Source organism: Alsobacter sp. R-9, from assembly GCF_054612375.1.
Genome location: NZ_JBTSWJ010000005.1, coordinates 209,219 through 224,620, shown reverse-complemented (window position 1 = coordinate 224,620; position 15,402 = coordinate 209,219). Strand labels below are relative to the sequence as shown.

At 70.0% G+C, this 15,402-nt stretch carries 12 protein-coding genes; 9 read left to right on the top strand and 3 right to left on the bottom strand.

Annotated elements, in window-relative coordinates; all coding sequences use genetic code 11:
• Nucleotides 1-40: 40 nt before the first annotated feature.
• Nucleotides 41-847: an NAD-dependent epimerase/dehydratase family protein gene (locus tag ACX9GQ_RS10635; RefSeq protein ID WP_459629504.1), complete on the bottom strand. Its 807-nt coding sequence runs from the start codon at nt 845-847 to the stop codon at nt 41-43.
• 21 nt (nt 848-868) lie between these two features.
• Entirely contained in the window at nt 869-2,542 is a 1,674-nt protein-coding gene (locus tag ACX9GQ_RS10630) for an IclR family transcriptional regulator domain-containing protein (RefSeq protein WP_459629503.1), read from the bottom strand.
• 254 nt (nt 2,543-2,796) lie between these two features.
• On the opposite strand from ACX9GQ_RS10630, the gene ACX9GQ_RS10625 reads away from it, so the two are divergent.
• The 9 genes from ACX9GQ_RS10625 (at nt 2,797) to ACX9GQ_RS10585 (ending at nt 14,496) form a co-directional block, all read left to right on the top strand.
• A complete protein-coding gene (locus ACX9GQ_RS10625) occupies nt 2,797-3,735 on the top strand; it encodes an aldose 1-epimerase (RefSeq protein ID WP_459629502.1) in 939 nt (312 codons plus the stop codon).
• Between the two features lie 74 nt (nt 3,736-3,809).
• Entirely contained in the window at nt 3,810-5,756 is a 1,947-nt protein-coding gene (locus ACX9GQ_RS10620) for an ABC transporter substrate-binding protein (protein WP_459629501.1), read from the top strand.
• 155 nt (nt 5,757-5,911) lie between these two features.
• The gene (locus ACX9GQ_RS10615; RefSeq protein WP_459629500.1) at nt 5,912-6,898 is read left to right on the top strand and encodes an ABC transporter permease; all 987 of its coding nucleotides are present in this window, start codon (nt 5,912-5,914) and stop codon (nt 6,896-6,898) included.
• 19 nt (nt 6,899-6,917) lie between these two features.
• Nucleotides 6,918-8,045 (top strand): ABC transporter permease, encoded by a 1,128-nt coding sequence (locus tag ACX9GQ_RS10610; RefSeq protein ID WP_459629499.1) that lies wholly within the window; start codon nt 6,918-6,920, stop codon nt 8,043-8,045.
• Nucleotides 8,042-9,769 (top strand): ABC transporter ATP-binding protein, encoded by a 1,728-nt coding sequence (locus ACX9GQ_RS10605; protein WP_459629498.1) that lies wholly within the window; start codon nt 8,042-8,044, stop codon nt 9,767-9,769. The genes ACX9GQ_RS10610 and ACX9GQ_RS10605 overlap by 4 nt, the downstream gene beginning before the upstream one ends.
• Before the next feature lie 167 nt (nt 9,770-9,936).
• A complete protein-coding gene (locus ACX9GQ_RS10600; RefSeq protein ID WP_459629497.1) occupies nt 9,937-11,160 on the top strand; it encodes a mandelate racemase/muconate lactonizing enzyme family protein in 1,224 nt (407 codons plus the stop codon).
• A gap of 18 nt (nt 11,161-11,178) precedes the next feature.
• A complete protein-coding gene (locus tag ACX9GQ_RS10595; protein ID WP_459629496.1) occupies nt 11,179-11,898 on the top strand; it encodes a ribonuclease activity regulator RraA in 720 nt (239 codons plus the stop codon).
• A gap of 34 nt (nt 11,899-11,932) precedes the next feature.
• Nucleotides 11,933-13,135: a mandelate racemase/muconate lactonizing enzyme family protein gene (locus tag ACX9GQ_RS10590; RefSeq protein ID WP_459629495.1), complete on the top strand. Its 1,203-nt coding sequence runs from the start codon at nt 11,933-11,935 to the stop codon at nt 13,133-13,135.
• 134 nt (nt 13,136-13,269) lie between these two features.
• A complete protein-coding gene (locus ACX9GQ_RS10585) occupies nt 13,270-14,496 on the top strand; it encodes an MFS transporter (protein WP_459629494.1) in 1,227 nt (408 codons plus the stop codon).
• 11 nt (nt 14,497-14,507) lie between these two features.
• Here ACX9GQ_RS10585 and ACX9GQ_RS10580 read toward each other — a convergent pair whose 3' ends face one another.
• Nucleotides 14,508-15,269 carry a hypothetical protein gene (locus ACX9GQ_RS10580; protein WP_459629493.1) on the bottom strand — a complete coding sequence of 254 codons (762 nt, stop codon included), beginning with the start codon at nt 15,267-15,269 and terminating at the stop codon, nt 14,508-14,510.
• Between the last annotated feature and the right edge of the window lie 133 nt (nt 15,270-15,402).

Below are 15,402 nucleotides of genomic sequence, written 5' to 3'. Positions count from 1 at the left end.
CGTCGGTGCGGGGCGCCCGGCACCGGTCGCGCTGCGCGGGTCAGGCGCCGGGAACGGGGGCGCCGTCGTATTCGATGGAGCAGAACGGCCCGCCCTGGTAGTACTTGCCGACCGCGTCGAGCTTCACGGACTTCTCCGCCTCCATGGCGTGGGCCACGTGGTCGTCGGCGCTGTCCTGGGGCTTGTAGCCGAGCGCCAGCGCCGCCGCGTTGTCGTACCAGCAGCGCGAGTTGTTGGAGACGCCGAAGACGATCGTGTTGTGGATCGCCGGATGCGTGAGGCCGATCCGGACCAGCTGGGCGAGGTCGCGCGCGCTGATCCAGATGGCGAGCGCGCGCTCGCTGGCCGGCAGGTCGAAGGCGTTGCCGATGCGGATGTGCATGCTCTTCACGCCGTACTTGTCGGCATAGAGCGAGCCCACGTCCTCGCCCCAGCACTTGCTCAGCCCGTAGCGGCTGTCGGGGCGGCAGATCGCGTTCACGTCGATCTTGTCGGTGCGCGTGTAGAACCCGACGGCGTGGTTCGACGACCCGAAGATCACCCGCTTCGTCCCCTTGCGATAGGCCGCCTCGTAGACGTTCCAGGTGCCGATGATGTTGGACTGGAGGATATCCTCCCACGCGCCCTCCACCGGCATCGCGGCGAGATGGATGACGGCGTCCATCCCCTCCATCGCGGCGGAGACGTCGGCCATCGAGGCGATCTCGCCGACGACCATCTCCTCGCCCGGGCGCAGGTCGTCGGGCGTCACGCGGTCGAGGATTCGGATGAGGTCGAATTCGCCGGCGAATTCCTTGCGCAGCTTGCGGCCGACGCCGCCGCTCCCGCCGGTGATGAGAAGCTTCATGGGAACCTCCGGTCTTTCGTGTCAGCGAAGAAGGGACTGGCGCAGGTCGGCCGGCAGCGCGAACACGCTGCCGGAGGCGGGGGCCTCGGACAGCTGCTGCGGCGACAGGCCGATGCGGCTAGAGGTGACGAACAGCGTGTCGTCGGTGCGCCCGCCGAAGGCGAGGCCGGTCGGGCGGGGAACGGGGAGAGGCAGGAAACGCATGTCGCCGCCGTCGAGCGCCAGCCGCGCCACGCCCCAGCCGTCCCACAGGGCGACCCACAGGTGTCCGGTCTCGGCGATGCACAGCGCCGTCGGCCGGCCGTGGATCGGGTCGATCCGGGCCACCGTGCGGGGGCGGGACGGCAGGCCCTCGCCGTCGATCTCCCACTGGAGGATCTCGCCACGGTCCGGCACGGCAGCGTAGAGTACGCGCCCCGACGCGTCGCAGGCGACGTCGGTCACGGCTCCCTCCGGCTGGGCCGCCAGCGTCAGCCGGGACTCGCGCAGGCGGTAGAGGCCCGCCGGCTCTGCCGCCGCGGGGCCTTCGCCGACCGAGATCCACAGGTCGTCGCCCCGGCCGCGGCAGGCGGCGGTCACGGCGGCGAGGAGGCCGGCGCCGGCCTGCGCCACGGGCGCCGACTGTCGGCCCTGCCGGTCGATCGTGCGCATGCCGTCCACGGCGGACAGGAACCAGCAGCCGTTGCCGACGGGAGCCATCGCGGTGACCGGGCCGTCGAAGCGCGCCAGGACCTCGGCGCCGCCGTCGGCCTCGCGCAGCACGGCGGGGGCCAGCGCGTCGAGCCACATCAGGCGCCCGGCGCCCTCGTCCCAGCACGGGCTCTTGCCGTAGAAGGCCTTCTCCGGCGCGACAGTCGCGATGCTGCCCGCCTCCATCCGGCCGCGCCCGCGTCCGCCGCCGCGCTGGCGCAGGGCGTCGCCGAGCCGCCGGGCCGCTGCGGCCACCTCCGGTCCCAGCTGGTGGGCGCGGTCGGAGGTCATGCGGTAGATCGGGCCCGAGACGGTGAAGGCGCCGACGGCGCCCTCGCCCTCGGCCGGGACGGCGGCGCTGACGCAGCGCGCGCCTTCCATGAACTCCTCGTCGTCGATGGCGTAGCCGCGCAGCCGGAAGAGATCGAGCTGCGAGCGCAGCTGCGCCGGGTCGGTGATCGTGCGCGCCGTCAGCGGCTCCAGCGCCATCCGCCCGATCAGCGCGTCCCGCTCCGCCGCGGGCAGCTGCGCGAGGTAGGCCTTCCCCATGCCGGTGCAGTAGAGCGGCCGGCGGCTGCCGAGCGGCGCGCCCGTGCGCATCTGGTAGGCGCTCTCGGCCTTCTGCAGGATGATCATGTCCGCACCGGTGGGGACGGCGAAGTAGACCGTCTCGCCGGTGAGTTCGCGCAGCCGGCGGATCTCCGCCATGGCGAGAAGCGGCAGGTCCTGCGCCGGCCACACGGCCTGGGCGTAGTCGAGGAACTTGAACCCCGGGAAATACCCCTGCGTCGAGGGGTCCAGCCGCACCATGCCGCGCTGCTGAAGGGTCTGCAGGATGCGGTAGACCGTGCTGCGCGGCAGGCCCGTCTCCTCCGCCAGAGACTGGGCGCGGTGGTGGCCCGGCGCGCCGGCGATGAGGTCGATCAGCGTCAGCGCCTTGACCACGAGCCCCGTCCCCGGCGCCCCGGCGGCCTCGGCCGTCTCCCCCTGTTCGATCCGTCGCATGACAACCCGTCACCGCTGGTTGCGCGCACACTACGGCCGCGCCGCAGGCGACAGCAACTCGTTTTCTCACATTTTGAGAACAATCGATGCTGCAGGTGCGAAATGAGCCCTTGTGTCGCACATAGTGAGAATCGCCGTTGACAGGCATCACGCTCCACCCTTAGCTTCCGCCACACGTGAAAAGAGCGGAGCCGGAGAACCGGCGGCCTGCTCGGGGGAAACGCCGTCCGGGAACGGGCGGGGGGAGTGGCGCCTTGAGTGCTGCCTTGAAGACCGTTGCCGCGGGGGCGGCGAACGGGGACCGCCTCCTGGCGTCGGGGCCCATGCGGGCCACCGTCCGCGCGGCGAAGGGCGGCCGGGTCGCCGCGCTGTGGCGCGAGGAGCCCAAGAACCGGCGCACCGACGTCGTGGTTCCCCTTCCCGACGGCGATTTCGACCCGCTCGCGTGGCCCAAGGCCGGCATCTACCCGCTCGTCCCCTGGTCGAACCGCATCCGCAACGCCCAACTGCAGACCGAAGGCGGCGCCGTCGCGCTGCAGCCCCACCCGGCCTGCGCGCCGCATGCGCTGCACGGCTTCGCCCACGAGATGCCGTGGGAAATCGTGGAGAGCGGCCCGGACAGTCTCTCCATGGCATTCATCCACGCCCCCGACGGACGGTCCCCGGCCGGCTGGCCATGGCCGTTCCGCGCGCTGCAGCGTCTTTCGCTCGACGGCGCCGGGCTCACGCTCGAGCTCTCCGTGACCAACACCGGCGACCGGCCGATGCCGGCCGGCCTTGGCGTCCACCCCTTCCTCGCGGCGGCTCCCGGGGACCGTCTCCGCTTCACCGCGGACACGCTCTGGCCGGCGGACGCGGACGGCTGCGGCCATGCCGCCGTGGCGCTGGCGGCGCGCGAGGCGCGGCACGACGCGGTGCTCGGGCAGGGCGGCGACACGCGCTTTCTCGCGGGCTTCGGCGGCATCGCCTCGCTCGCCCGCGGCGACGGGTCGCGGGTGGTGATCGAGACGGGCGCGCCCTTCGACCACCTGGTGCTGCACGTCCCGGCCGGCACGCCTTACGCGTGCATCGAGCCGGTCACGCACGTCGCCGACGCCTTCAACCTCGCCGCGGCGGGGGTCGAGGGCACGGGCGCGCGGGTTCTCCAGCCGGGCGAGACCCTCGCCGGGCTGGTGCGGTTGGGTCTAGCATGACGACGGGGCGGCAGACCCCTCGGGGCGCTGCCGCCAGGCAAGCGGACCGCCAAGGTCCTTGGGAGGAGACGACGATGAAGAAGAACGAGACGACGGGACGCGGGGTCGACCGCCGCGACGTCCTGAAGGGCATGGCCGGCGCCGCCGCCGTGTCGATGTTCGCGGGCAGCGCGCTCGCCCAGGCGGCGAAGGCCGAGGCGCCCGACCTCGCCAAGCTGGCTGCCGACGGCAAGCTGCCGAAGCTCGCGGACCGGCTCCCCGCCAATCCGCTGGTGATCAACGCCGAGAAGGTGGGCAAGTACGGCGGCTCGCTGCGCCGCGGCCTGCGCGGCTCGGCCGACCACAACGGCATCCTGCGCCTCGTCGGCAACCAGGGCCTCGTGCGCTGGAACCTCGCCTTCACCGAGGTGCTGCCCAACGTCGCCGAGAAGTGGGAGGTCAACGCCAACTCGACCGAGTTCACGTTCACCCTGCGCAAGGGCATGAAGTGGTCGGACGGCAAGCCGTTCACCGCCGACGACGTCGTGTTCTCGATCGAGGACTGCGCCAAGAACTCCGAGCTCTACAAGTCGGTGCCCTCGACGCTGGTGATCGGCGGCAAGCCGGGCACGGCGACCAAGATCGACGACAACACGGTGAAGTTCACCTTCGCCTCGCCCTATGCGCTGTTCCTCGAGATCCTGGCGACGCCGCTCGGGCAGCACCCGACGCTGTTCTGCAAGCACTACGCGAGCCAGTTCCACCCGAAGTACAACGACAAGGTCGGCGACCTCGTGAAGGCCGCAAACCTGTCGAGCTGGCCGGACCTCTTCCGCGCCCGCAACGGCGACATCGAGATCCCCTCGCGCTGGTCGAACCCGGAGAAGCCGGTCCTCGACCCGTGGGTGATCAAGGAGCCCTACACCGGCGGCGCCACCCGCGTGGTGATGGAGCGCAACCCCTACTTCTGGCAGGTCGACCAGGCCGGCAACCAGCTGCCCTACATCGACCGGCTCACGTTCAACATCTCGCAGGACGTCGAGTCGCTGATGCTCGACGCGATCTCCGGGCGCCTGGACATCCAGGAGCGCCACATCGACACCCTGCAGAACAAGCCCACCCTCTCGCAGAACATGCAGAAGGGCGGCTACCGCCTCGTCGAGCTCATCGCGTCCTCGTCGCAGCAGGTTCAGATCTACCTGAACATCACGCACAAGGACCCGAAGATGCGGGAGATGTTCGCCAACAAGGAGTTCCGCCAGGCGCTCTCGATGGGCATGAACCGCAAGGAGATCATCGACATCGTCTACCTCGGCCAGTCGCAGCCGTGGCAGACGGGTCCGCGCCCCGGCCACCCGTGGGAGCACAAGCAGCTCTCCTCGCAGTTCACGGACCATGATCCGAAGAAGGCGAACGAGATCCTCGACAAGCTCGGCTACAACAAGAAGGACGCCCAGGGCTTCCGCCTGCGTCCCGACGGGCAGAAGGTGTTCTTCGCCATCGACGTGATCCCGACGCTCTATCCGGACGCCGTGGACACGCTCGAGCTGGTGAAGCGCCACTGGGCCGAGATCGGCGTCGACATCAAGGTCAACACCATCGAGCGCGCGCTCTACTACACGCGCGGCGACAACAACGACCACGATGCGGCGGTGTGGCCGGGCCCCGGCGGGCTCGACCCGATGCTCGACCCGCGCGACTGGTTCGCCCAGCACCCGCAGGGCTCGCGCTACGCCATTCCGTGGACGCTCTGGTACGTGTCCAACGGCAAGGACGGACAGGAGCCGCCGGAGAGCCAGAAGCAGCGCATGAAGCTGTTCAACGAGGCGCTCGCCACCGCCGACCTGAAGAAGCGCGGCGAGATCATGAAGCAGGTGTTCGACCTCACGGCGGACGCCTTCGAGACGATCGGCGTCTGCCTCGCCGTCAACGCCTTCGGCATCGTCAAGACCAACCTCAACAACGTGCCGCAGAAGTACCCGAACGCCTGGTCGTGGCCGAACCCCGGTCCGGCCCTGCCGCAGCAGTTCTTCTTCACCTGAGCAAACGCCGGCGGCGGCTCCCCTCCCGTCGCCGCCGGCCCTTCCTTCACCGCCCGCGCCGCGCCCCGGCGCGGGCGCTTCGCGACCGACCGCGGGCCTCCGCCCGCGGCGACGGGCACCTTGCCTGCACCGGGGCCATCCCCACGGACGCCGCCATGCTGCGCTTCATCGTCTCCCGCACCCTCTGGATGATCCCGTCGCTGTTCGTCGTCAGCTTCATGGCGTTCGTGCTGATCCAGCTGCCGCCGGGCGACTACGTGACGACCTACATCGCCACGCTCGCGGCCTCCAATGAGGTGGTCGACCAGAACACCGCCGCGGACCTGCGCCAGCGCTTCGGCCTCGACCAGCCGATGATCGTCCAGTACTTCAAGTGGATATCGGGCATCGTCCTGCGCGGCGACTTCGGCCTCAGCTTCGAGTGGCAGCAGCCGGTCTCCGAGCTGATCTGGGAGCGCATGGCGCTGACCCTGCTGCTGACCTTCTCCACGCTGCTCGCCACCTGGGGCATCGCGCTGCCGATCGGCATCTTCTCGGCGGTGAAGAAGTACTCGATCGGCGACTACATCGTGACCTTCTTCTCCTTCCTCGGCCTCGCCATCCCGAGCTTCCTGCTGGCGCTGGTGCTGATGTACATCGCCGCCGTCCAGTTCGGGCAGGAGGTGGGCGGGCTGTTCTCCGAGCAGTACGTCAACGCGCCGTGGAGCATGGGCAAGGTCGTCGACCTGCTGCACCACCTGTGGATCCCGGTCATCATCCTCGCGGTGTCGGGCACGGCGAGCCTGATCCGCGTCATGCGCGCCAACATGCTCGACGAGCTGGCCAAGCCCTACGTCACCACGGCGCGGGCCAAGGGTCTCTCCGAGTTCCACCTGCTGGTGAAGTACCCGGTCCGCATCGCGCTGAACCCGTTCATCTCCACCATCGCCTGGCTGCTGCCCAACCTCGTCTCCGGCTCGATCATCGTCGCCATCGTGCTCAGCCTGCCGACCGCCGGCCCGCTGCTGCTGCAGTCGCTGATGAGCCAGGACATGTACCTCGCCGGTGCCTTCGTGCTCCTGATCTGTGCCCTCACGCTCGTCGGCGCGCTGATCAGCGACATCCTCCTCGCCCTCGCCGATCCGCGGATCCGGCTCGAATAGTCCGGATCAGGAGCGCCCCATGACCGACGCAGCCCTCGCCGTCGTCGACCAGAAGCGACTGGCCGTCGCCTCCCAGTGGCAGCTGATGTGGTGGGCCTTCCGCCGCCACCGGCTGGCCATGATCGGCCTCGTGATCACGGTCTTCCTCTACATCATCGCGGCCGTGCCCGGCTTCTTCGCGGTCAACGACCCGAACCGGCAGAACGCGCGCGCCGCCTACTACCCGCCGCAGTCCATCCACCTGTTCGACCGCGACGCCGACGGCAACCTGTCGGTGGGCCTCTACTTCCGGCCCTACCAGCTCAAGCGCGACCCGCAGACGCTGGCGGCGATCTACACCGAGGACCCCGCTCGCAAGGTCGCCATCCGCTTCTTCGGCCAGGGTTACGAGTACAAGCTCTTCGGCCTCATCCCGACGACGACGCACCTGATCGCCTCCGAGAACCCGAGCTATCCGCTCTTCATCTTCGGCGCCGACCGGCTCGGGCGCTGCGTCTGGTCGCGCATCATGCAGGGCGCGCAGATCTCGCTCTCCGTCGGCCTCGTCGGCGTGTTCCTGTCGCTGACGCTGGGCGTCGTGCTCGGCGGCATCTCCGGCTACTTCGGCGGGCGCATCGACTTCGTCGTCCAGCGCGCCATCGAGTTCGTGCTCGCCCTGCCGACGATCCCTATCTGGCTGGCGCTCGCCGCCGCGCTGCCGCAGGACTGGCCGGCGGTGCTCAACTACTTCATGATCACGCTCATCCTGTCGCTGACGGGCTGGGCCCAGCTCGCCCGCGTGGTGCGCGGCCGCTTCCTCAGCCTGCGCACCGAGGAGTTCGTGACCGCCGCGCGGCTCGACGGCTGCAGCGAGGGGCGGATCATCTTCCGCCACATGCTGCCGAGCTTCCTCAGCCACATCATCGCGTCGATCACGCTCGCCATCCCGGCGATGATCCTCGCCGAGACGTCGCTCTCCTTCCTCGGCCTCGGCCTGCAGCCGCCCACCATCTCGTGGGGCGTGCTGCTGCGCGAGGCCCAGAACATCCGTTCCATCGCGACGGCCCCGTGGCTGTTCGCCCCCGGCGCCGCCGTGGTCCTGGCGGTCATCGCCCTCAACTTCCTGGGAGACGGTCTGCGCGACGCCGCCGATCCGTACAACAAATGACGCTGACCGACCTCGCCCCCCGCACGGCCGGCGCCGCCGGAGCCCCGCCCCGCCTCGTCCTCGAGGTGAAGGACCTCGTCACGCACTTCCCCGTCCGCACCGGCGTGGTGAAGGCGGTCGACGGCGTGTCCTTCACGATCGAGCGCGGCAAGACGCTCTGCGTCGTCGGTGAATCCGGCTCCGGCAAGAGCGTCACGGCGCGCTCCATCCTGCAGATCGTCGATGCGCCCGGGCGCATCGTCTCGGGCTCCATGGTCCTGCACCGCGAGGACGGCAGCACCGTCGACCTCGCCACGCTCGATCCGCGCGGCAAGGCGATCCGCGCCATCCGCGGCGCCGAGATCGCGATGATCTTCCAGGAGCCGATGTCCTCGCTGTCGCCCGTCCACACGGTGGGCGACCAGATCATGGAGGTGCTGCGCCTCCACATCGGCATGGGCAAGAAGGAGGCCCGCGCGCGCTGCGTCGAGCTGCTGCGCCAGGTCGAGATCCCCAACCCCGACAAGGCGGTCGACCGCTACACCTTCGAGTTCTCAGGCGGCATGCGCCAGCGCGTCATGATCGCCATGGCGCTCGCCTGCAACCCGATGCTGCTGATCGCCGACGAGCCGACGACGGCCCTCGACGTGACGACGCAGGCCGAGATCCTCGACCTCATCAAGCGGCTGCAGCAGCAGCACGGCATGGCGGTGCTGTTCATCACCCACGACATGGGCGTGGTGGCCGAGATCGCCGACGACGTGATCGTCATGTACCACGGCAAGGTGATGGAGTCGGGGCCGGTCGACACCATCTTCCACGCGCCGCAGAACGACTACACCAAGATGCTCATCGGCTCGGTGCTGCGGCTCGAGCAGAAGGCCGAGATCCGGCTGAAGCGCCCGCCGATCGACGAGACCGCGACGTCCGTCGTCGAGGTGAAGAACCTGATGATGCACTTCGGCTCGCCGAAGGCGCCGATCAAGGCGGTGGACGACGTGTCGCTGAAGGTGCTCCCCGGCGAGACGCTGGGCATCGTCGGCGAGTCGGGCTCCGGCAAGACGACGATGGGCCGCTGCCTGCTGCGCGTCTACCAGCCGACGGGCGGCGAGATGGTCTACCGCCGCGCCGACGGCTCCAGCGTCGACCTCGTGCGCGCGGACAAGCAGACGCTGCGCGACTGCCGCCGCGAGATCCGCATGATCTTCCAGGATCCGGTGGGCTCGCTGAACCCGCGCATGACGGTGTCGCAGGTCATCGGCGAGCCGCTGCTCGTCAACGGCATCGCCCAGGGCCGGGAACTCGACGACCGCGTCGCCGACCTGATGCAGCAGGTGGGGCTCAACCCCGACTGGCGCGAGCGCTACCCGCACGCCTTTTCCGGCGGCCAGCGCCAGCGCATCGGCATCGCGCGCGCCATCGCGCTGAACCCGCGCGTCATCGTCGCCGACGAGGCGACCTCGGCGCTCGACGTGTCGCTGCGCTCGCAGATGCTCGACCTGATGATGAACCTGCAGGACAAGCTGGGGCTCAGCTACGTCTTCATCAGCCACGACATCGGCGTCATCCGCTACATGTGCGACCGCGTGGCGGTGATGTACCGCGGCAAGGTCGTGGAGACCGGCTCGACCGAGCAGGTCTGCGACCACCCCGACCACCCCTACACGAAGGCCCTGCTCTCGGCGATCCCGCGGCCCGACCCGCGCGCCCGCTCGATGCACAAGCGCCACCGCTACACGGGGTAGGCGAATGACTTGCCCCGCCGTCATCCCCGGCGCCCGGCAGAGCCGGGCGGGAAGGGGATCCAGGCGCGGCCGGCCGATTCTGGATCCCCTTCCCGGCGCTTCGCGCCGCCGGGGATGACGGCGAGACACTGCCCGAGACACTGCCAAGGAGCACCACCGAGGTTCCGATGAAGATCACCGAAGTCCGCACCTACCTGATGCACGCCGGCGCGCCCAACCTGAAGACCTGGGCGGCGGACGGCTCGTTCGGCAGCCAGTCCTACTCGAAGAACCTCACGGGCTCGCGCAACTGGCTGTTCGTGAAGATCTTCACCGACGAGGGCATCACGGGCATCGGCGAATGCTCGGGCTGGCCGCGTGTCATCGAGACCGCGGTGAAGGACCTCTCGCGCATCCTCGTGGGCGAGGACCCGACGCACATCGAGCGCCTGTGGCAGAAGATGCACATCGCCATCATGGGCCACGGGCTCACGGGCACGGTGGGCGCCGGCGCCATCAACGGCCTCGACATGGCGCTGTGGGACATCAAGGGCAAGAAGCTCGGCGTTCCGGTGTGGAACCTGCTCGGCGGCAAGGTGCGCGACCGCATCCGCATCTACGCCCACGCCAACACGCCCGAGGTGGCGCTCAGCCTGAAGGAGCGCGGCTTCACCGCCTTCAAGTGCGGCGGCGTCTCCGACCCCGTCCGCAAGGTCGCGGCGCTGCGCGAGGCGGTGGGCGACGAGATGGACATCGCCATCGACCTGCATGGCCCGCCGTGGCTGACCCCGGCCGACGCGGTGCAGGTGTGCCGGGCGCTGGAGCCTTACCGCATGATGTGGGTCGAGGACCCGGTGGCGCCCGACAACCTGGAGGGCTTCCGCCGCATCCGCCAGCATTCCAGCGTCACGCTGGCAGCCGGCGAGCGGCAGGCGACGATCTTCGGCGAGCGCGAGCTCATCGAGGAGGAGCTTGTCGACGTCATCCAGCCCGACACGGGCCGGGCCGGCGGCATCACGCAGATGAAGAAGATCGCTGCGATGGCCGAGGCGCACCACATCATGATGGCGCCGCACTCCGGCTCGCTCGGCCCGGTGGCGGAGTACGCGGCTTTGCACGTGCTGGCCGCGATCCCCAACGGCTACATCCTCGAGCGCATCGAGGACGACTGGGACGGCCGGGCGAAGACCATCGTCCCGCACCCCGTGCAGAAGGACGGCCACCTCGCCGTGCCGGACGCGCCGGGGCTCGGCGTCGACATCGACGAGGACTTCGTGGCCCAGTTCCCGAGCGAGGCCAACGTCTCGATCCCCGTCTCCGAGGCCTCCGGCAGCTACGCGCCGGGCACCTACCGCGAGCACCTCTACGTCCAGACCCGCACCCGCCGCGGCGTCTATTTTCCCAAGACCTGACACTTTAGGGCCCATGCCATGACCGCGCCGCTCTCCGACGCCGCCCGCGAGATCTACAAGCAGGTCTCGACCGCCACGCTCACCACGCTGCTGTTCAAGCGGGGCCTGCGCAACGCCTTCCTGCAGGGCGTGCGGCCGCTCAACCCGGGCGGGCCGCGGCTCGTCGGGCCGGCCTACACGCTGCGCTACATCCCGGCGCGCGAGGACCTCGACCACCTCGGCGTGTTCCGCGACCACTCGCACCCGCAGCGCAAGGCCGTGGAGGAGATCCCGCCCGGCCACGTGCTGGTGATGGACTGCCGCGGCGACGCCTCGGCCGCCTCGGCCGGGTCGATCCTCGTGACGCGCATGATGGTGCGCGGCGCGGCGGGCGTGGTGACGGACGGCGGCCTGCGCGACAGCCCGGAGATCGCGGCGCTGCCCTTCCCGAGCTACTGCAAGGCGCCGTCGGCCCCCACAAACCTCATCAAGCACCACGCCGTCGACATCAACGTGCCGATCGGCTGCGGCGACGTGCCGGTGTTCCCCGGCGACATCATGGTGGGCGACGGCGAGGGGGTGGTGGTCATTCCCGCGGCCATCGCCGAGGAGGTCGCGGTGGAGGCCAGGGAGCAGGACCTCTTCGAGACCTTCGTCATGGAAGAGGTGAAGGGCGGCCGCGGCATCTTCGGCCTCTATCCGCCGACCGACCCGAAGACGGAAGAGCAGTACAAGGCCTGGAAGGCGCGCCGCGGCTGAGCCGCGCGCCGGCCGCGCCGGGAAAGGGAATGCCATGAAGATCGACCGCCTGCGCGCCTTCATGACGCGCGACAAGGACCGTCCGCGCCTCGTCATCGCCATCGACACGGACGACGGGCTGACGGGCTGGGGCGAGTGCTACAACCACGGCCCCGACAAGGCGCTGCTGCCGCTCCTCGACTACCTGATGACCTTCCTGAAGGGGAAGGACCCGACCCGCATCGAGTACATCGTCCACTACCTGATGCAGCAGACGCGCTTCCCGCCGGGCGCGCTCGGGCTCGCCGCCATCGCCGCCATCGACCACTGCCTGTGGGACATCTCCGCGAAGGCCCTCGGCGTCCCCGTCTACAAGCTCATCGGCGGCAATGTCCGCGACCGCGTGAAGGTCTATGCCGGCGTCTACACCGCCCCGGACGCGCCCGCCGCGAAGGACGAGTTCGACCGGCTGAACGAGCAGTGGGGCCTCACCGCGTTCAAGCTCTCGCCTTGGCGGGTCGACCAGCACCGCAACCGCTGGGGCGAGGTGGTGAAGGCCTCGGCCGACTACTTCCGCTCGCTGCGCGAGACGGTCCGCTCCGACTACGAGATCGCCTTCGACGCCCACGCCAAGATCTTCGAGGTGGGCCAGGCCATGCAGCTCGGCAACGCGCTGGCGCCCTACGACCCGCTGTTCTTCGAGGAGCCGCTGCGCCCCGAGAACTTCGAGGCCTGGGGCGAGCTCAAGCGAGGGTTGCAGTGCACGCTGGCGACCGGCGAGTCCCTCTACAGCCGCTTCGAGTTCCTGCGCCTGCTGCAGGTGCGCGGCGCCGACATCATCCAGCCCGACATCTGCGTCGTCGGCGGTCTCATGGAGATGCAGAAGATCAATGCGCTCGCCGAAGCGCACTTCGTCTCGATCGCCCCGCACAACCCGATGGGGCCGCTGGCGACGGCGGTGAACGTGCATTTCTGCGCGGCGGCGAGCAACTTCCGCTTCCTCGAGTACCGGCTCCCGCACGGGCCGGGCTACGTCTTCGGCACCGGCGCCGGAGAGGCGCCGACCGCCGACCAGAAGTTGCAGGGCGCCTGGTACGTCGCCGACCCCTATCTGCCGAAGGACGGCCACCTGGAGTTGCGCCCCGACCGCCCCGGCTGGGGAGTCGAGATGGACATGGAGGTCCTCGGCAAGGAGGACTACGTGCACTGGGAGCGCAAGGTGCCGGTCAAGCCGGACGGGTCCACGGGCTACGCGTGAGGCGACGCGTGGGGCGGTGCCGTCCGTCCCGTGCTCCTCGCCTCCTTCCGCCTGGCGGATCGAACGGATTTCGCCTCCGCTCCCGGCCGTGATAGCACCGGTCGTCTCCCGCCCGACCCGAGGAAGCCCTGGCGATGACCACCGCGGTGAAGTCCAACTGGGAGGTGTTCCGCTTCCCGGGCTTCCGACGCTTCTTCAGTGCGCGCTTCATGACCGGGGTGGCGATGCAGGTCCACAATGTGGGCCTGGGCTGGCTGGTCTACGACCGGACGGGCAGCGCGCTCGCCCTGGGCTTCGTCGGTCTGGCGGCCTTCCTGCCGGCTCTGCTCCTGGCCCTCGTGGCCGGTGTCGTCGCGGATCGGTATGACCGCCGCCTGATCGTCACCACGTGCTGGAGCGTGATCGCGGTCGCCGATGTCGGCCTCCTCTACTTCGCCACCCATCCGGAGACGCCCGTCTGGCCGATCTTCGGCCTGACGATGCTGGTCGGCGCCTGCCGTTCCTTCGGCAATCCGGCGACGCAGGCCCTGCTGCCGAACCTCGTGCCGCGCACCCACTTCCCGGCGGCGGTGACGTTCAACGCGTCCGCGTGGCAGAGCTCGTCCATCCTGGGTCCGGCCGTTGGCGGGTTCCTGTATGCGCTGGGACCGGGCGTGGTGTTCTCCGTCTCCGCGGCTGCGTTCGCCATCGGCGCCACCCTGATCGGCTCGCTGAAGGTGCGCCACCACCCGCCGGCGACGCGCGAGCCGCCGACGCTGGCCACGTTGTTCGCCGGGGTGAGCTTCATCCGGTCCCGGCCGGCGATCCTCGGCGCCATCTCGCTCGACCTGTTCGCCGTGCTGCTCGGGGGCGCGGTGGCCCTCCTGCCGATCTACGCCAAGGACATCCTGCAGGTGGGGCCGTGGGGCCTCGGCCTGCTGCGCAGCATGCCCGCGACGGGCGCCATCGCCATGACCATGCTGATGGCGTGGTTCCCTCTGCGGCGGAAGGCGGGCATGCGCATGTTCATGGCGGTCGCGATCTTCGGCATCGCCATCATCGTGTTCGGCCTCTCGACCAACCTTTACTTGTCGATGGCGGCGCTCTTCGTCACCGGCGCCGCCGACATGGTCAGCGTGGTGGTGCGCCAGACGCTCGTCCAGCTGGAGACGCCGGACGACATGCGCGGCCGGGTGTCTGCGGTGAACTCCGTCTTCATCGGGGCATCGAACGAACTCGGCGAGTTCGAGTCCGGCCTGGCGGCGGCGGCCTTCGGCCCGGTTGCTGCGGTCGTCCTCGGCGGAGTGGGCACCCTGCTGGTGGTGGCGACCTGGATGAAGCTGTTCCCCGAGCTGCGCAGGCGCGACGCGCTGATCCGGTAGGCCGTCCGCGGTCAGGCCGCCGGCAGGCGTGTCAGGCGCAGGATCACGTCCGGCGCCTCGTCCCCGTCGGCGCGCCCGGCCGTCCCGCCGAGCCGCCGGTCGAGCCAGTTGCCGAGCTTCAGGCCCGCCAGCGACACGCCGGCCCCCGCCAGCGCCAGCCCGGGGATGATCCAGATCTGGTTCCACGTCCGCCCCGCGAGCGGGCTCCCGGTGGCGTACTGCCACGCCGAGATGCCGAGGAGGACGAGGGTCACGAAGCCCAGGATGACGGCCGCGACGGCGCCCAGCATCACCATGACGACGGGAACGGTCATGAGCCACTGGGCCCGCGTGACCGGGCGGGACGGGCCGTCGATGCCCCGGGGAAAGATCGTCTCCAGCGCGTACCGCCCCTTCGGCACCTTCACGCTCCGGCCCATCCGGTAGCGGCCGAGGCCGCCCCCGGGGGTGAAGGCGCTGCCTCTCCGCGGCTCCAGCGCCAGGTACTCCGCCCCGCACACCCAGAGCCGTCCGCCGGGGATGTCGATTTCGCCCACGGTGCGGACCGCATGGGCGGCAGGCTCCGGGGAGGGGCTCTCGTCGACCAGCACGTGCACCACGTGCATCCCGTCCCCGCCCGTGCCGCCGAACCACAGGCGGCCCTCCGCCTGCAGCGCCTCCATCATGCCGGCGGGATCGTCACCGATCCGCTCGTCGATGTCGGGCGGAAGCGCAGCGGTGTCGAAGGCGCACAGCGTTGCCCCGTCAGTCCCCGCCTTGATGACGTGCTTCATGGTCGACCCGGGCCGGGGCCCGCCCCACGGACAGCCGCGATGAAGCTCTTGTGATGCGGGACCGGCTAACGCCGGCTGAATCGGTGCGGCCTGCTCCCTTCCCCGACGCTGCGACCACCGGTCCGGGCCCACG

What these genes read in the sequence shown, in the direction of transcription:
- ACX9GQ_RS10635 (WP_459629504.1), bottom strand. Translation starts at nt 847, where the DNA reads ATGAAGCTTCTCATCACCGGCGGGAGCGGCGGCGTCGGCCGCAAGCTG.
- ACX9GQ_RS10630 (WP_459629503.1), bottom strand. Translation starts at nt 2,542, where the DNA reads ATGCGACGGATCGAACAGGGGGAGACGGCCGAGGCCGCCGGGGCGCCG.
- ACX9GQ_RS10620 (WP_459629501.1), top strand. Translation starts at nt 3,810, where the DNA reads ATGAAGAAGAACGAGACGACGGGACGCGGGGTCGACCGCCGCGACGTC.
- ACX9GQ_RS10615 (WP_459629500.1), top strand. Translation starts at nt 5,912, where the DNA reads ATGCTGCGCTTCATCGTCTCCCGCACCCTCTGGATGATCCCGTCGCTG.
- ACX9GQ_RS10610 (WP_459629499.1), top strand. Translation starts at nt 6,918, where the DNA reads ATGACCGACGCAGCCCTCGCCGTCGTCGACCAGAAGCGACTGGCCGTC.
- ACX9GQ_RS10605 (WP_459629498.1), top strand. Translation starts at nt 8,042, where the DNA reads ATGACGCTGACCGACCTCGCCCCCCGCACGGCCGGCGCCGCCGGAGCC.
- ACX9GQ_RS10600 (WP_459629497.1), top strand. Translation starts at nt 9,937, where the DNA reads ATGAAGATCACCGAAGTCCGCACCTACCTGATGCACGCCGGCGCGCCC.
- ACX9GQ_RS10595 (WP_459629496.1), top strand. Translation starts at nt 11,179, where the DNA reads ATGACCGCGCCGCTCTCCGACGCCGCCCGCGAGATCTACAAGCAGGTC.
- ACX9GQ_RS10590 (WP_459629495.1), top strand. Translation starts at nt 11,933, where the DNA reads ATGAAGATCGACCGCCTGCGCGCCTTCATGACGCGCGACAAGGACCGT.
- ACX9GQ_RS10585 (WP_459629494.1), top strand. Translation starts at nt 13,270, where the DNA reads ATGACCACCGCGGTGAAGTCCAACTGGGAGGTGTTCCGCTTCCCGGGC.
- ACX9GQ_RS10580 (WP_459629493.1), bottom strand. Translation starts at nt 15,269, where the DNA reads ATGAAGCACGTCATCAAGGCGGGGACTGACGGGGCAACGCTGTGCGCC.